This window comes from Bacillus sp. YP1 (assembly GCF_000877815.1).
Lineage (GTDB): Bacteria > Bacillota > Bacilli > Bacillales > Bacillaceae > Bacillus > Bacillus subtilis.
In genome coordinates this window covers 3,885,001-3,900,272 of the sequence record NZ_CP010014.1, presented here as the reverse complement: position 1 = coordinate 3,900,272, position 15,272 = coordinate 3,885,001, and the positions used below count along the sequence as shown (strand labels likewise).

18 protein-coding genes (1 of these 18 running past the window's edge) are annotated in these 15,272 nt (G+C 41.3%); 1 reads left to right on the top strand and 17 read right to left on the bottom strand.

What is annotated here, in order from left to right:
* Window positions 1–71 precede the first annotated feature (71 nt).
* The 5 genes from rsmA to metG form a co-directional block, all read right to left on the bottom strand.
* Window positions 72–950 carry a 16S rRNA (adenine(1518)-N(6)/adenine(1519)-N(6))-dimethyltransferase RsmA gene (gene rsmA, locus QF06_RS19210; protein ID WP_015715101.1) on the bottom strand — a complete coding sequence of 293 codons (879 nt, stop codon included), beginning with the start codon at window positions 948–950 and terminating at the stop codon, window positions 72–74.
* Complete coding sequence (gene rnmV / locus QF06_RS19205) at window positions 943–1,503, bottom strand: ribonuclease M5 (RefSeq protein WP_015715100.1); 561 nt, start codon at window positions 1,501–1,503, stop codon at window positions 943–945. The genes rsmA and rnmV overlap by 8 nt, the downstream gene beginning before the upstream one ends.
* A gap of 144 nt (window positions 1,504–1,647) precedes the next feature.
* Window positions 1,648–2,961 (bottom strand): ubiquitin-like domain-containing protein, encoded by a 1,314-nt coding sequence (locus QF06_RS19200; RefSeq protein WP_015715099.1) that lies wholly within the window; start codon window positions 2,959–2,961, stop codon window positions 1,648–1,650.
* A 155-nt stretch (window positions 2,962–3,116) separates the two neighbouring features.
* Window positions 3,117–3,884 (bottom strand): TatD family hydrolase, encoded by a 768-nt coding sequence (locus tag QF06_RS19195; protein WP_014475570.1) that lies wholly within the window; start codon window positions 3,882–3,884, stop codon window positions 3,117–3,119.
* Window positions 3,885–3,963: 79 nt separating this feature from the next.
* Window positions 3,964–5,958 carry a methionine--tRNA ligase gene (metG, locus tag QF06_RS19190; RefSeq protein ID WP_003226758.1) on the bottom strand — a complete coding sequence of 665 codons (1,995 nt, stop codon included), beginning with the start codon at window positions 5,956–5,958 and terminating at the stop codon, window positions 3,964–3,966.
* A 494-nt stretch (window positions 5,959–6,452) separates the two neighbouring features.
* Between metG and abrB the strand changes: the two genes are divergently transcribed.
* Window positions 6,453–6,743, top strand: coding sequence for a transition state genes transcriptional regulator AbrB (gene abrB, locus QF06_RS19185; protein WP_003226760.1), 291 nt, complete (start codon window positions 6,453–6,455; stop codon window positions 6,741–6,743).
* A gap of 48 nt (window positions 6,744–6,791) precedes the next feature.
* Here abrB and rsmI read toward each other — a convergent pair whose 3' ends face one another.
* From rsmI to QF06_RS19125, 12 genes are all read right to left on the bottom strand, one after another.
* Window positions 6,792–7,670, bottom strand: a complete 879-nt coding sequence (gene rsmI / locus QF06_RS19180) for a 16S rRNA (cytidine(1402)-2'-O)-methyltransferase (protein WP_003243457.1) — start codon at window positions 7,668–7,670, stop codon at window positions 6,792–6,794.
* Window positions 7,645–7,944, bottom strand: a complete 300-nt coding sequence (locus QF06_RS19175) for a GIY-YIG nuclease family protein (protein ID WP_003242983.1) — start codon at window positions 7,942–7,944, stop codon at window positions 7,645–7,647. The genes rsmI and QF06_RS19175 overlap by 26 nt, the downstream gene beginning before the upstream one ends.
* Complete coding sequence (locus QF06_RS19170) at window positions 7,931–8,674, bottom strand: tRNA1(Val) (adenine(37)-N6)-methyltransferase (RefSeq protein ID WP_003226765.1); 744 nt, start codon at window positions 8,672–8,674, stop codon at window positions 7,931–7,933. Before QF06_RS19170 ends, QF06_RS19175 begins: the two co-directional genes overlap by 14 nt.
* Window positions 8,675–8,732: 58 nt before the next feature.
* The gene (gene yabA, locus QF06_RS19165) at window positions 8,733–9,092 is read right to left on the bottom strand and encodes a replication initiation-control protein YabA (RefSeq protein WP_003218308.1); all 360 of its coding nucleotides are present in this window, start codon (window positions 9,090–9,092) and stop codon (window positions 8,733–8,735) included.
* A 14-nt stretch (window positions 9,093–9,106) separates the two neighbouring features.
* Window positions 9,107–9,934, bottom strand: coding sequence for a competence/sporulation regulator complex protein RicT (gene ricT, locus QF06_RS19160; RefSeq protein ID WP_003226767.1), 828 nt, complete (start codon window positions 9,932–9,934; stop codon window positions 9,107–9,109).
* A 2-nt stretch (window positions 9,935–9,936) separates the two neighbouring features.
* Window positions 9,937–10,926, bottom strand: a complete 990-nt coding sequence (holB, locus tag QF06_RS19155; protein ID WP_003226770.1) for a DNA polymerase III subunit delta' — start codon at window positions 10,924–10,926, stop codon at window positions 9,937–9,939.
* 11 nt (window positions 10,927–10,937) lie between these two features.
* Window positions 10,938–11,378: a YaaR family protein gene (locus QF06_RS19150; RefSeq protein ID WP_009966249.1), complete on the bottom strand. Its 441-nt coding sequence runs from the start codon at window positions 11,376–11,378 to the stop codon at window positions 10,938–10,940.
* 12 nt (window positions 11,379–11,390) lie between these two features.
* Entirely contained in the window at window positions 11,391–11,720 is a 330-nt protein-coding gene (gene darA / locus QF06_RS19145) for a cyclic di-AMP receptor DarA (protein ID WP_003242755.1), read from the bottom strand.
* A gap of 73 nt (window positions 11,721–11,793) precedes the next feature.
* Window positions 11,794–12,432, bottom strand: coding sequence for a dTMP kinase (gene tmk / locus QF06_RS19140; RefSeq protein WP_003226776.1), 639 nt, complete (start codon window positions 12,430–12,432; stop codon window positions 11,794–11,796).
* Complete coding sequence (locus QF06_RS19135; RefSeq protein WP_003226777.1) at window positions 12,429–13,871, bottom strand: aminotransferase class I/II-fold pyridoxal phosphate-dependent enzyme; 1,443 nt, start codon at window positions 13,869–13,871, stop codon at window positions 12,429–12,431. Before QF06_RS19135 ends, tmk begins: the two co-directional genes overlap by 4 nt.
* A gap of 81 nt (window positions 13,872–13,952) precedes the next feature.
* Entirely contained in the window at window positions 13,953–15,113 is a 1,161-nt protein-coding gene (locus QF06_RS19130) for a toxic anion resistance protein (protein ID WP_003226779.1), read from the bottom strand.
* An 18-nt stretch (window positions 15,114–15,131) separates the two neighbouring features.
* Window positions 15,132–15,272 carry the final stretch of a 5-bromo-4-chloroindolyl phosphate hydrolysis family protein gene (locus QF06_RS19125; RefSeq protein WP_003242630.1) on the bottom strand. 474 nt of this gene lie beyond the right edge of the window, so 141 of the gene's 615 nt are visible here — the last part of the coding sequence; the start codon falls outside the window, past its right edge; its stop codon occupies window positions 15,132–15,134.

The following is a 15,272-nucleotide window of genomic DNA, read 5'->3' as shown; positions in this document are numbered from 1 at the left end:
TCATTGAATGAAAGGTCCTTCTCTAGCCTATGTAGCGGCAGTCCATGTGGTGCGCAAAACAAAAAGCCCTTTTAGAAAAGGGCTTTATACAATCCGTTAGACAGCGCTGCGAACTCCTCAATAGACAGGGATTCACCTCGGCGCTTACCGTCAATATTTGTTTCTTCGAGCACTTGCTCAATTGTTGATTTTTGCGCTTTTCCTTCAGGCAGATTGTTAACTAAGTTATTGAGCAGCGTTTTACGGCGCTGTGCAAAGCTTGCCTTGATGAGCTGAAAGAAAAAGGATTCGTTTTCCACGTCCACTGCCGGACCGTCTCGGAGAACCAGACGGATGACTGCGGAATCGACATTAGGCTGAGGAACAAATACGGTTTTCGGAACGATCATCACCGTTTTGGCTTCTGTATAAAACTGCACCGCGATTGAAAGCGAGCCGTATTCCTTAGATGAAGGATCAGCCGCCATGCGCTCAGCCACTTCTTTTTGCAGCATGACCACAATCCCTTTCAGCGGAAGATGTTCTTCAAGCAGTTTCATGATAATCGGTGTTGTTACGTAATAAGGAAGGTTGGCAACTACCATGATCTCATCACAATCTTGAAATTGTTCTTCAATGACTGATTTGACATCAGCCTTTAACACGTCCTGATGAATGACAGTGACATTGTCGTAAGGTGACAGCGTATCCTTCAGAATCGGCAATAATCGCTGGTCAATCTCAAATGCCACGACCTTTTTCGCCCGCTTGGCAAGCTGTTCGGTTAAAGCCCCGATTCCCGGGCCGATTTCAATGACACCTGTTTTCTCAGTCACTTCCGCGTGATCAACAATTCTGTTTAAAATGTTCGTATCAATTAAGAAATTCTGTCCTAAGCTCTTTTTAAAAGAAAAACCGTATTTCTTCAGTATCTCTTTCGTTCTAATCGGTGTCGCAATATCTTTATTCATTCTGTTCCTCCCGCATAACGGTATCGAGCGCACTCATAAAATCACTTTTTTTAATTTGAAACATTTGCAGCCGTTTTTGAAGCTGTTTACCATTTGTATAGCCGATTTTCAACAGATCACCCAGTCGTTCCCGGCGGCGTTTGGCCGCAGGTCCGCCTATTAGTCCGGCATGAATCAAATCCTCAGCTGAAATGTCACTCGGCTGCGTTTCCATCTCCTCATGCACATTTTCTAAACATGCCCTAATGCTTTCAACCGATGCATGCTCCACACCAATTCCCCGCTTGTTTTTAGGTTTGGCAAGATGTTTTGGCAAAAATGCATGCTTACAGCCGGGTACAGCCTTTGAGATGGTTTTGCGAATCTTCTCTCCCGGAAAGTCAGGATCCGTTAAAATAATGACGCCTCTGGTCTTCTGGGCCAAACGGATTTGGTCAATCACATGATCATCGATGGCTGAACCATTTGTTTCAATTGTGTCTGCATCAACAGCCAATTTGATGCGGGCCGTATCGTCACGCCCCTCGACCACAATGATCTCTTTAATTTTCATTATTTCCTCCAAGACAAAATAAAAACTTTTGTATATTCATGAAACTTTTTCTTATATCGAGCGTCTAATAAGCAGAAAATGCACTTTGTCTATTATAACGAAAAAAACAGAGGGCGCAAAACCCTCTGAATACATAAGTATATATTAATTTAAGATTTTAATTTTGACTGTTTTATTTCCCCATCGGTACGCCGATGATTTCTCTGGAAAAAAGACGTCTATCTTGTTCCCTTTAATCGCTGAACCGGTATCTGCAGCAATGGCATATCCATAGCCTTCCACGTGGACTTTGGAGCCTAGCGGAATGACGTTTGGATCCACAGCGATGACTTTGGCATTCGGATTATTTTTTAAATTGACGCCTGTCGCTGTATGTCCTGAACAACCGCTGCAGCTTGCCGTATAAGCCGTAGATGATACAGTCATGACTTTGCCTGTTGATTCATTGCTGCGGGACACAACTGTTTTTGAATCACCTGAAGCACTGACCGTTTCAACTTTTGGGCTGCTTTGCTTTGTGCCGACAGCAATCACTTTATCTTTGCTTTGCTCAGCTGTTTCTTCTTTTACAAGCTCTCTGGACACTTCTTTGCCGTTTTCTTTAACGACTTCGAAATGTTTTTTTAGCTTGCCTTCTTTTCCTTTTTGGACGACCTTTTCTTTCCCTTTTTCAAGAGAAGCGTCTTCTTGCTTTTTCACATCGAACGCAATCTTCTCTTCAACTACATCGGTGACCTTTTCGATACGAGTAATTGTAATATCAGCCTTTCCTTTCGTCAGCTTTGCATCTAACGCAGGCTTGATTTTATCTTCGTCTTTTATGTTCATCTTTTGCTGTTTTAAAAAGTCAGCGACCGTAGTCGAAGTCGTCCAGATCTTCTTTTGTTTCCCTGCATCATTCACAGTAACCTGAAATGCGGGCTCTATGTTAATCTTCATGTCTTTCGAAATATCTGTATCTATTGCGGGATCAATTTGATCTTGTTCTTTCACATCAACATCTTGTTCGTCCAGTAATGCACCGACCGTTTTTGCTGTTGACCATAACGTCTTTTCTTCCCCGTTTATTGTAAGCTTCACAGGTTTTGCAGCCTCATACACAACGTCCATGTCTGCTGTTATCTTTGTCTGTTTAGCAGGTGTGATCTTGTCTTCGTCTCTTGTCTTTATATCAAGCGTCTCCAAAAGATCACCGACTGTATTTGCATGTGTGCGTATATGTTTCTTTTTGCCATTGATAGAAACTGAGACTGATTGTTTCGTCAGCTCATGAGCCGCGTACGCAGTCCCGCTTCCTGCCAAAAGCAAACAAGCAGCAACCAGAATGACTTTGCTTTTGCTAAGCTTTACGGAAAACAGCTTTTTCATTTTTTGTGTGATGAAAAACGCCTCCTTCTCCTCGGAGAGATTATATAGAGTATCTAAAAGGCTGTCAACCCTCCCTTCTCTTTCTCCCAAAAGCTCAGTGTCCTCTTCATTATCCTGAAATACACTGAGAAACGGAAGAAAGACTTGTCGACAAACCTATCCTATGAGGAGAAGAAAGCATGTAGAACTTTTATAGAAAAACGCTGTAAGGGACAAGCTCTTACAAAACCCGCTAGCGTTTTTTGTCAGTTTATACGGAAAAGTCTTTTCGCATTTTCAGTCGTGATGGAAGCAATCTCTTCAAAGGTCATTTCTTTTAATTCGGCGATTTGTTCTGCCACATATTTCACATAGCTTGGCTCATTTCTTTTCCCGCGGAAAGGGTGCGGTGTGAGAAACGGGCAGTCCGTTTCAATCAGCAGCCGGTCATTGGGAATTTCCTTCACTACTTCCTTCGGTTTCTTCGCATTTTTAAATGTCACCGGTCCCCCAAATGATAAATAAAAATTCATTTTCATGCATTCTCTTGCCACTTCCGCACTTCCTGTAAAGCAGTGCATGATTCCACCCACAGCTTCTGCGCCTTCCTCTTTCAAAATGGTCACGACATCCTCCGTTGCATCACGGTTATGAATGATAATAGGCAAATTGACCTCTTTCGCTAAGGCGATTTGTTTTCTAAACACCTCTTTTTGAATATCTTTAGGTGATTTATCCCAATGATAATCCAGTCCCATTTCCCCTATGGCTACCACTTTCTCATGAGCAGAAAGCTCTTTAATCCACGCTAAGTCTTCCTCTGTCATGTCAATTGCGTCAACAGGGTGCCAGCCAATGGCTGCATAAATAAAATCATATTCCTCAATCATTTCCATCGCACGGGTAATCGTCGGACGGTCAAAACCAACTACGACAATTCGTTCAACTTTTTCAGCTTTTGCCCGTTCAATAACCTCTTCAAGATCAGTATCATATTGTTCTGCATTTAAATGCGCGTGAGTGTCAAACAACATAAGTGAAAAACTCCTTTCTTGTCGAAACACAAAAGGTGTTCGACGAATTGTTACACGTGAAACACCTTTTGTTTTATCATTATTTAATTCTTGTGCCTTTTGGTAACGACTGATCGATAGACACGACCTTTAAAACGCCGTCTGCTTCTCCTGCAAGGATCATACCTTGAGAAAGCTCTCCTCTGAGTTTAACCGGTTTTAGATTTGTTACACAAACGAGTTTTTTTCCAACAAGCTCTTCAGGCGTATAATGCTTCGCAATGCCGGATACCACTTGGCGCTTTTCAAAACCAAGATCAAGCTGCAGCTTCAATAAACGGTCTGCTTTTTTCACTGGCTCTGCCTCAATGACCTCAGCTACGCGAAGCTCTACATCCATAAATTGATCAATCGTAATTTCAGGTAAACGATCGACCTCTTGAGGCTCTTCTTCTTTTGTTTCTTCTTTCGCTGGTGCTGAACCTTGCATTTTCCCTTTGATGTAAGCAATTTCTTCTTCTGCCTCTAAACGAGGGAACAATGGCTCGCCTTTTTGTACTTTTGTATCTTTCAGCTGGCCGAAAGCTGTAATGCTGTCCCAAGCTTTTAAAGATTCATCAGTAATGCCCAGCTGCTCGAACATTTTTTCAGGTGTTTTTGTTAAGAATGGCTGAAGCAGTACCGCTGAAATACGCAATGATTCAGCGAGATGATACATAACTGATCGCAATTCTTCTTCTTTTGCCGGATCTTTCGCAAGCACCCATGGAGCTGTCTCATCAATGTATTTGTTTGTGCGGCTGATGAGCTGCCATAAAGTCGAAAGTGCTACCGAGAACTCCATATTTTCCATTGCTTTCTCATAAGCTTTCACTGTTTCTTCAGCAACAGAAGTGAGCGTATGGTCAAATTCCGTAACAGCACCTTTGTAAGAACCGATTTGTCCGTCAAAATACTTATTAATCATCGCAACAGTACGATTCAATAGATTTCCTAAATCATTCGCTAAATCATAGTTGATTCGCTCAACAAATCCTTCCGGCGTGAAAACACCGTCTGATCCGAACGGCACTTCGCGAAGCAAGTAATAGCGAAGTTCGTCTAAACCATAGCGTTCAATTAATGTAACCGGATCTACAACGTTTCCTTTTGATTTCGACATTTTTCCGTCTTTCATCAAAAGCCAGCCATGCGCGAATACTTGCTTTGGCAGCGGAAGATCCAGCGCCATCAGCATAATTGGCCAGTAAATAGTATGGAATCGTACAATCTCCTTACCGACTAAATGAACATCGGCAGGCCAATATTTTTGATAAAGCTCATCATTTTCTGTATCATAACCGAGTGCCGTTAAATAGTTAAATAGTGCGTCAATCCAAACATATACAACATGCTTTGGATTTTCCGGCACCTTCACGCCCCAATCAAAAGTGGTACGTGATACTGCCAAATCCTCAAGTCCAGGTTTGATAAAGTTATTAATCATTTCGTTTTTGCGTGATTCTGGCTGAATGAATGTCGGGTTTTCTTCATAGTATTTCAGAAGACGATCCGCGTATTTCCCCATGCGGAAGAAATAAGATTCCTCTTTGATCAATTCAACTGGGTGACCGCTGTCAGGGCTTTTTCCGCCGATGACCTCTCCCTTTTCATTCCGCTCAATATCAACGAGCTGAGTTTCCGTGTAGAACGTTTCATCAGGGATGCTGTACCAGCCTTCATACTCATCAAGATAGATGTCCCCGTTATCAAGAAGCTTTTGAAACACTTTTTCAATGACAACTTTATGCCGTTTTTCTGTCGTGCGGATAAAGTCGTCGTTTGAGATTTCAAGCTGCTTCCACAGTTTTTGAATATCTGCCGCTGCGCGATCCACATACTCCTGAGGTGTAATGTTTTCCTGTTCAGCTTTTTGCTGGATCTTTTGTCCATGCTCGTCCGTTCCCGTTAAATAGCGAACATCGAACCCTTTTAATCTTTTGTAACGTGCCATTGCATCTCCCGCGACTGTCGTATATGCATGGCCGATATGTAATTTTCCGCTCGGATAATAAATCGGTGTTGTAATGTAAAATGTATTGTTTTCTTGCGGCATCTTGAAACCTCCTAATCAGAATGTCAAAAAGCTCCCGCCCAAAGGACGAGAGCGGCGATAAGTGCAAATCATATATGAATATTATTTATATTTATCCTTTATCTATGATACCATCTTAGCCTTTAAGATCAAGAATATATACATACGCCCTGAAAAAGAATAATTAAAATTAAAAATCTTTAATGAAAATAAAAAAAGTCTGTTCGTGTCGAATTTTGTCGTATATAATCAAATGAAATAAAAAACTTTGGTTCGAAAGTCTTGATTTAAAAGGATTTTTAGTAGGATAATAGCTTTATTAAATATTTATAAAATGCTGTTATTTCGGTAGTTTCTAAGACATTACTGACTATAAGAACTAATTCTTACAATCAATAGTAAACAAAATGATTGACGATTATTGGAAACCTTGTTATGCTATGAAGGTAAGGATTTTGTCGAATAATGACGAAGAAAAATATAATTTAAACAAATAAGTATCTCTTGGGAGGAGAATGTTTATGAAATCTACTGGTATTGTACGTAAAGTTGATGAATTAGGACGTGTAGTTATTCCTATCGAACTGCGTCGTACTCTTGGAATCGCAGAAAAAGATGCTCTTGAAATCTATGTTGATGATGAAAAAATCATCCTTAAAAAATATAAACCAAACATGACTTGCCAAGTAACTGGTGAAGTTTCTGATGATAACCTTAAACTTGCAGGCGGTAAATTGGTTCTTAGTAAAGAAGGCGCTGAGCAAATCATCAGCGAAATCCAAAACCAGCTTCAAAACCTTAAATAATCATTTCTTGTACAAAAAACGTTCTTGTTATGACACAAGAACGTTTTTTTATTGCTTAATATGGTAAGCATCGTACACTTCACGCTTTGGTACATTGCGATCGACTGCTGCTTTTTTAATGGCTTCTTTAGACGTAGCGCCTTTCGAGATGTAATGCTCGACATGTTCTTTCGCAGTGAGGGTTTCCCACCATTGTTCTTCCTCATCTACCTCTTCATTATTACTTCCTTCTACAACAAGACAAAACTCGCCGCGTATCTGATCCTCGTTTGCCCATCCAATGACCTCGGATATCGTTCCTCGGATAAACTCTTCATATTTCTTAGTGAGTTCACGTGTTACAGCAATTTCCCGATCTCCTAATATCTCTGCCATCGCTGACAAGGTTTCCTTCAATCTGTGGGGCGCTTCATAAAAAATGATCGTTTCCTGCCGTTTTTTAAGGGCTTCAAGCTCCTTCTTCTTTTCTTTTTTCTGTCTGTTGAGAAAACCGTAAAAGAAAAAAGGCTGCGGTACAATACCTGAAGCAATAAGAGCTGTTAATGCAGCATTTGCTCCCGGCAACGGAACAACATAACCGCCTATATCCGTAAAATCCTTTACAATTTCCGCTCCGGGATCAGAAATCGTCGGCAGACCGGCATCACTGACAAGAGCAATGTTTTTTCCCGATTTCAGCCATTCAATAATTTTGTGCCCACTGCTTTCTTTATTGTGTTCGTGATAGCTGACGAGCGGTGTTTCAATTTCATATACATGACAAAGCTTTTTCGTTTGCCTCGTATCTTCCGCAGCAATCGCATCCACTGATTTCAGCGTGTCGATCGCCCGGAATGTCATATCCTCTAAATTTCCGATTGGGGTTGGGACCAAGTAAAGAATCCCCATGTCCGACTTTCCATTAAAGCTCATTTGGCGCCTTAACATATACAGCCTCCTTGCTGTTCCGCTTTTCTTCTATATAAAGCTCTTTTTTCTTCCGAGTTAGTTTTTTGAAATAATATTCCGCCTGCATAGCTTCCCGCTTTGTTGAAAAGCTCTCGGCAAAAATTAATTCAACCGGACGTCTTACTTTTGTGTACTTTGCGCCCTTTCCATCATTGTGCGTTTTCACTCGTTTATGCAGATCGTTGGTATACCCGGCATACCAGCTATTGTCCTTACATTTCACGACGTAGAAGAAATGGTTATTTGTCTCCATATAAAATGGTCCTGATTTCTTTTGTATATTCATTTTGTTCATCATATACGAATAAGGGAGGAAGAATTTTCAAATCCGGGCGCCCGCCTTTGATACCTTCAACCAAAATGGTATTGGCTTCTTTCCCTTGCTTCGGATAGACAAATTGTACACGTTTCGGCTCGATTTGATAAGCCTTCATCAGTTCAAAAATCTCCAGAAGCCTTCCCGGCCGGTGAACAAGAGCTGCTTTTCCCCCTTGCTTGAGCAGCTTGCTGCTGACTGAAATGACATCCTCCAGCGTGCAGTGGATTTCATGTCTTGCGATTCGGAGATGCTCGTTCATGTTTTGTTCAGTTTGTTTCGGCGTTTTAAAATACGGCGGATTGCAGGTGACAACATCATATCGATTATGTCCAAGTTTCTCCGGCATGTTTTTCAGGTCATCATGTATGATCTCGATCTGATCGTCCAACTTATTATACTCCACGCTGCGAACAGCCATATCATGCAGTCTTTCTTGAATTTCGACTCCCAGAATGTCTGCTTTTGATCTTGTACTGAGCAGCAGCGGCACAATACCATTGCCGGTGCATAAATCAACAATTTTCCCTTTTTGAATCGGAACGTACGCAAATTTGGACAGAAGCACAGCGTCCAACGAAAAAGCAAACACTGTTGGACTTTGTATGATTTTCATGTCCTCTGCCAGCAAATAATCTAATCTTTCATCATCATGTAATGAAACCATCTTCTTATCCTTTCAGTACCTTTGAAAAAGGCTCCCGTCTTATGCGGAAGCCTTTTCCCTATTTTTTATTTAAGAATGACAGACAGAAAAGACAATCCTCTTTTCGAACACTTCCATAGTGGACATTGCAGATATGAAATCCTTCTTGATACAGACGTGCCAGATTATCATATCCTTCCCCTATATCAGTTTGCTCCGTCTTCTGTGTTTTTGATTCTTTTTTATCAGCTTTGAACTTTTCAATCTGCTGCGTCGTATCGTCCAGCCGTTTGCGCAAATGCTTGTTTTCAAGCTGTAAATGATGATTTTCCTCAATCATCTCACCGATATGCTGCTTCAAATCCCCCAGCTGCCGGTACAGTGAGCCAATTTGTTCTTCTAAGTTAATGACTGTATCAAATAACTCTTTTTTATCCAAGGTTCCACACCTCGTTAATCTGTGGTTTGTGCGGATACGACGCCCTCTTCCAAGAGCTCTTCCCAAGTATATTCTATCACTTTTTCACGGTTTATCAGTTCCACCTGAAGCACCCGTTCCAGAATATTTAGTCCGACGACCTTCGCGGGACCGTTTGCTGTCGTAATCATTTCTCCTATATCCGGAAGCTGTTCTTTTGCCGTCTCATACTCATCGTTCTCATATTTTAGACAGCACATCAATCGTCCGCAAAGACCCGAAATCTTCGTAGGATTTAAAGACAAGTTCTGATCCTTGGCCATTTTAATGGAAACGGGTTCAAAATCTCCAAGAAACGTTGAACAGCAAAGCATTCTTCCGCAAGGACCGATTCCTCCGAGCATTTTTGCCTCATCCCTTACTCCGATTTGGCGCAGCTCAATTCTTGTCTTAAAGATAGAAGCCAAATCCTTTACAAGCTCTCTAAAGTCGACTCGGCCGTCAGCAGTGAAGTAAAAAATGACTTTATTGCGATCAAACGTGAATTCAACATCGACCAGCTTCATATCCAAGCCATGCTCAATCACTTTCTTTTGGCAGATATCAAATGCTGATAGTGCTTCCTGTTTATTTTCTTCTACAATGAGAAGATCGCGCTCGTCAGCCACACGTATCACTTTTCGAAGGGGAAGCACCACATCATGCTCATCCACCTGTTTATTTGCAATTACGACCTGGCCGTACTCAACGCCTCTGACAGTTTCTACAATTACGCAGCTGTCATGTTCTATATGAAATCCATTCGGATCAAAATAATATATTTTACCCGCTTTCTTAAAGCGGACACCAATTACATTGTACAAGCTTATCCCTCCTGCAACATTAACACCAAGTGCTCCATTAATCCTTGTACATTCACATTGGAATGAAGCCGTTTCTTTGCTTCTAAAACAGCAAGTATCTGATTCGTAACGCTTTGTTGTGTTGATTGTAGCGCATGCTGTTTTATTGATTGGAATAAGTCTTGATAAATCAATTTATCTTCATTTCCTATTTGGATGGACAACACATCACGATATATCAATAAGAGCATATCAAGACCCATTTCTTGATGGGTTTTTTCTTTGAAAAAGGGCATCCATTGATCTTGAATAAAGAAAAAAGCATGTCCTTTCCGCTGGTGTAGGACTTCATACAATTTTATCACTTTCGCTCTAGACTCTGCAAACTCATCATTTCGACTTAATTCGACTGCTTCTGCTACATTATTAGTCATGTTGGCCAGAAGCCTTGCCATATGAGGCGAGACGTCCTGTTCGATCAGTCTGTCTTCAATTGCTTTCGGCTGCAAAGGCTGAAAAGGAAGGGTTTGGCATCTTGAAATGATGGTATCCAATAACCTTTGGGGCTGCTCAGTGATGAGGACGGCCATTGTGTCTTTGTTCGGTTCTTCTAAAAATTTCAGCAGGCTGTTCGCCGCATTTGCTGTCATTTGATCTGCGTGCGAAATAATATACAGCTTTTTATGCGATTCAAGTCCTGTCTTAGAAAACTCTTCTTGGAGCGCTTGAATTTGCGCCTTTTTGATTGATAAGCCATCAGGCTGAACAAGATGGAGATCAGGATGGTTCCCTGACTCTATCCGTTTACAGTTTCGGCAGCTCTCGCAAGGCTCCGCGCCATCCTCCAGACAAAAGAAGCTTTTTGCAAGAAGCAGCGCGGCATCAAGCTTGCCTGTTCCTTTTTTCCCCTCAAACAAATAAGCGTGTGATAGTCTGTCCTTCTCAATACTATTATATAAAAGCTTCATCACTCTGGGCTGAAGCTCGTTCATTTCCTTCCAGGATATTGCCATTGTATCACTCTCTATGTGTAAAGGTTAATTAATAAACCTTTTATTTCGCCAATACGCTCCAGCAAATCAATTGCCGGTTTTTCCTGATCCATCATCTCTTCCGTAAGCTGTATCAATTTGTCATCTATTTCTTTCACAAGTCCCAGCGTTCTGCTGTTCCCATAAAGGTCAAAGCTTTTCGATGTTTCATGTGAAAGGCCGCTGTCCACAGCTTCTTTGACAAAACGTTTCACAAGTCCTTTAAATCTCGCTAAGTCTTTAAAATTCCGAGATTTCGTTAGCCTTTTTCCGAATGCTTCTATATCAGATAACAGCCTGGTAAGCTGATCAAGCTTCATTTTGCTGCTTTGGTTTTCCATTGATGTTTTAAACGATGCCGTGATCTCAGATGTTTTCACAGAGGGAATCTGCTTATTATCTATAAATGTACGTATATCTTTATTAATTTTCACAGTTTCAGATCCTTAAAATTGATGAAATTCATCGACTGGAAGGACAAATACTGTCGCTCCGCCAACTTCAACTTCGACTGGATAAGGGACATAGGAATCAGCATTTCCGCCCATTGGAGATACAGGGGCAATCATCTGATCACGTTTCTGCCCGTTTTCTTTAATGAGACTCAACGCTTTATTGACGCGTATATCCTCGACACCGATCATAAACGTTGTATTGCCTGATTTAAGAAATCCTCCTGTCGTCGCAAGCTTTGTGACTCTGAAGTTGTGATCCGTTAAGGTTTTCAAAAGTCTGTTGCTGTCCTGATCTTGTACAACTGCCACTATCAATTTCATCTGTGAAGGCCTCCTTTAGATTGGAAACAACGTGATCTCGTTTACATTATTATATCAACTATTGGGAAACAGGTCACAATTGAATTTTTTTCAACGCTTCATCGATCACCTTTAGAACATCCTGAACGACGAGGCCTTTGGATTGCCCGGCATCAACTGAATGAAATCTTTCCGGAAATCGCTTCATCAGCTCTTGATAACCTTCTTGTACTTTTGTATGAAAGTCCAGTTTTTCTAAATCGAGCCTGTTTTTCTCCCGTGAGCCGTTTGCGTAAATACGCTTCAGTCCTTCTTCCGGATCAATTGAAAAATAAACCGTTACATGGGGCATCATATCTCCAATGGCAAATTCATTAATCGACAGAACCTCATCAATTCCAAGTCCTCTTGCATATCCTTGATACGCAAGAGAACTGTCTATAAATCTGTCGCAAAGAACGATAAACCCCTGTTCTAAAGCAGGTTTTACTTTTTCAACTAAATGCTGGCGCCTTGCAGCCGCATATAAGAGAGCTTCTGTTTTTGGGTCCATTAATGTGTTGTTCTCATTCAGAATAACCTCTCGAATTTGTTCTGCAATATCTATTCCGCCTGGCTCTCGAGTTGCCATAACCTGAAGGCCTTCTGCTGTCAGTATGTTTTTGATCTCCTGCAGAACAGTCGTTTTTCCTGCACCTTCAGGACCTTCGAATGTAATAAATAAACCGCTCATGATTTCTCCTCTTCTATATAAACAAGTAGTTGTTTCTCTTTGATTTTCATATTCCCTTGAACATGCGTTTTCATGCTGATCAAGCGGCTGAGCTTTTGCACACTTTCTTTTGTTATTCTTTCTCCCGCCATAATCATCGGGATACCCGGAGGATAAGGGATGATATCTTCTGCATTCAGCCGGCCAGTTGCTTCCTCAAAGTCCACATATTCTTTCTTAAACGAATGTAAGACCTTTTTTGGATAAGGCAAGACAGTAACAGGCTGCACTCCCCATTCTGCAGAAACAAACGCCTGATCCGGAGGCGTTTTCTCAATCTTTTCATCAATGCTTCTAATGGTTTCAGCATTTATTCTCCGTTTTCCCCCCAATGGGAGAACGAGCAGAACTTGATTTTCATCAGCAAGCTCAGTGAATATGTTGGCACGCTCTAAAATGCTTTGCAGCGTATAGCCAGAATGCCCGCGTTTTGAACGAATTGTGAGCTTCAGCGGGTCCGTGATGATCAGTGGATTAGCAGGGTTAACAGCTTCAGCATTTGTAAGTGAATCAAACGTTTGTTTAAGTGTTTGTATCCGCTGCAGAATGTCAGAAAGCTTTTGTTCTTCTATAATATGCTGTACATAAGCGCGGGCAATATCTAACGAAGCCATAATCGGATAAGACGGGCTGCTGCTTTGTAATCGGTTTAAATACTCTGCCACCCGATCCCTGTTAATCCTGCAGCTGCTGTTGAGATGCAAATAAGAACCCATCGTCATGGCAGGCAACGTTTTGTGGGCCGACTGAACAACAATATCTGCCCCCATTTTTAAAGCTGAGACCGGAAAAGGCTCACCTAAAATAAAATGTGCGCCATGCGCTTCATCGACCAAAACAGGAATCCCGTAATGATGGGCTTCAGTAATGATCTCAGTCAAATCAGCACTATGTCCGTAATATGTCGGATTGGTCAGTACCAAGCCTTTCGCATCTGGATATGCTTCCAGGGCCTCTTTAATTGTTCCAAGCGGAACATGCGTAGGCACATGCATCGCTGAATCAACGTCAGGTGCAAGATAAACCGGCTCAGCACCGGACAAATCAACAGCATGAAATACAGATTTATGACAGTTTCTTTGAACCAGAATTGTATCACCAGGTTCACAAACAGATAAAATCATCGCTAAGTTTCCGACAGTCGTACCATTTACCAGAAAAAAACTTTCCGCCGATCCATATAATTGACTGGCAAGCTCCTGAGCTTCCTTAATCACCCCAGAAGGATGATGGAGATCATCCAGTCCTGCCAGTTCAGTTACATCAATGGTGAGAAGCGGATCGAATATTGACTTAGCGTCATCAAAAAAGACATCTCCATTGTGATGTCCCGGAACATGAAATGAATGAGAATTTCTTCTCGCATGTTGAATTAATGCTTTATATAAAGGTGTGTTCATGAAAACAATCCTTTGAATGTGTCTTCTTACACCTTATTATATCGTGCCTCTGACAGAACTTAAAGCCAGACTTACTGGTAATCATCTTTCCTTTATTGTAATCAGCTTTTGCTTCAGGTCGCCTTCCATCATCATGAGCTCTTCTTCTGCCTGACGGCGTTTGATTCGTCCTTCTTCTTGTATAGTCAGTGTTTCTTCAAGCGTGCTTATTAAGCTTTCCTGCACCTTCTTCAAGGTATCTATATCAACAAGGCCTCTTTCATTTGCCCGTGCAGTTTCAATTGTATTGGTTTTTAAAAGCTCCGCATTTTTCAGCAAAAGCTCATTGGTTGTATCAGATACTTTCTGCTGTGCATCCACTGCATTGCGCTGCCTTAAAAGCGTCAGTGCAATGGCAACTTGATTTTTCCATAACGGAATCGCTGTCACAATGGATGACTGAATCTTTTCAGCTAACGCTTGGTTTGTATTTTGAATCAGCCTGATTTGCGGTGCACTTTGGATTGTAATTTGCCTGCTCAGCAGCAAATCATGCACCCTTTTATCTAACCGGTCAGCAAATTGAATTAAATCATTCACCTCTTGAACGGCCATTTGGTTATGATCACTCGATTCAGCCTGTTGCTTCAGTTCAGGAATCGTTTTTGTTTTTAATTCCTCCAGCTTCAGTTCTCCTGCAGCAATATAAACATTCAGCGCTGCGAAATATTCTTTATTTTTTTCATATAACTGCTCTAACAGCTTGTTGTCACTGATTAAAGCATTTTTAGAGTGCTCCAGCTTCAAGCTGATTCTGTCTATCTGCACACTGGTCTTTTGGTATTTAGACAGCACCTCTTGAAGAGAACTTGATACTCTTCCAAACATGCGTGCCAAAAAACCCTTTTTCTTAGATTGGAGATCATCAGGATTTACTTGCTCCAGCTTTTTCATCAGCTCTCCAAGTATTTCGCCAATCTCCCCGACATCCTTCTTTTGAACATGATTAATCATATCATGAGAAAAGTTCAGCAGTTTAGATTGAGCTTGTGAACCGTATAAGACAATGCTTTGCATATTTTTATGATCAATCTGTCCAGCAAGCTGAATTGCTTTTTCCTTGTTTTCCTCAGGAAGAACATCAACAAGCCGTACTTGCTCTTTCTCTGCTTTTACAGCCTCCGAACCTGGTATCTCTATGTTACCACCAAAAGGATCTGCCAATAATTCATCTATATGAAGGTCGCTTTGGTCTCGGTTCATCGCTCTTACCCTCTTCCCTTATTTCTTTAATGAATGTTTTGCTGCGTCTAATTCAAACTGCAACTCGTCAATTTCATCACCCATTGCTTGAGTTAAATCTTCCTCTAAACGCTTGGTCAATTCAGTAAGAGTGATGCGTGTCTCACTTAACGACATCGA

Coding starts and splice junctions, on each gene's coding strand:
- QF06_RS19170 (WP_003226765.1), bottom strand. CDS start 8,674: ATGGTTTCATTACATGATGATGAAAGATTAGATTATTTGCTGGCAGAG.
- rsmA (WP_015715101.1), bottom strand. CDS start 950: ATGAATAAAGATATTGCGACACCGATTAGAACGAAAGAGATACTGAAG.
- QF06_RS19195 (WP_014475570.1), bottom strand. CDS start 3,884: ATGTTGTTTGACACTCACGCGCATTTAAATGCAGAACAATATGATACT.
- rsmI (WP_003243457.1), bottom strand. CDS start 7,670: ATGTTAAGGCGCCAAATGAGCTTTAATGGAAAGTCGGACATGGGGATT.
- abrB (WP_003226760.1), top strand. CDS start 6,453: ATGTTTATGAAATCTACTGGTATTGTACGTAAAGTTGATGAATTAGGA.
- QF06_RS19130 (WP_003226779.1), bottom strand. CDS start 15,113: ATGAACCGAGACCAAAGCGACCTTCATATAGATGAATTATTGGCAGAT.
- rnmV (WP_015715100.1), bottom strand. CDS start 1,503: ATGAAAATTAAAGAGATCATTGTGGTCGAGGGGCGTGACGATACGGCC.
- QF06_RS19175 (WP_003242983.1), bottom strand. CDS start 7,944: ATGGAGACAAATAACCATTTCTTCTACGTCGTGAAATGTAAGGACAAT.
- metG (WP_003226758.1), bottom strand. CDS start 5,958: ATGCCGCAAGAAAACAATACATTTTACATTACAACACCGATTTATTAT.
- darA (WP_003242755.1), bottom strand. CDS start 11,720: ATGAAATTGATAGTGGCAGTTGTACAAGATCAGGACAGCAACAGACTT.
- tmk (WP_003226776.1), bottom strand. CDS start 12,432: ATGAGCGGTTTATTTATTACATTCGAAGGTCCTGAAGGTGCAGGAAAA.
- QF06_RS19135 (WP_003226777.1), bottom strand. CDS start 13,871: ATGAACACACCTTTATATAAAGCATTAATTCAACATGCGAGAAGAAAT.
- holB (WP_003226770.1), bottom strand. CDS start 10,926: ATGGCAATATCCTGGAAGGAAATGAACGAGCTTCAGCCCAGAGTGATG.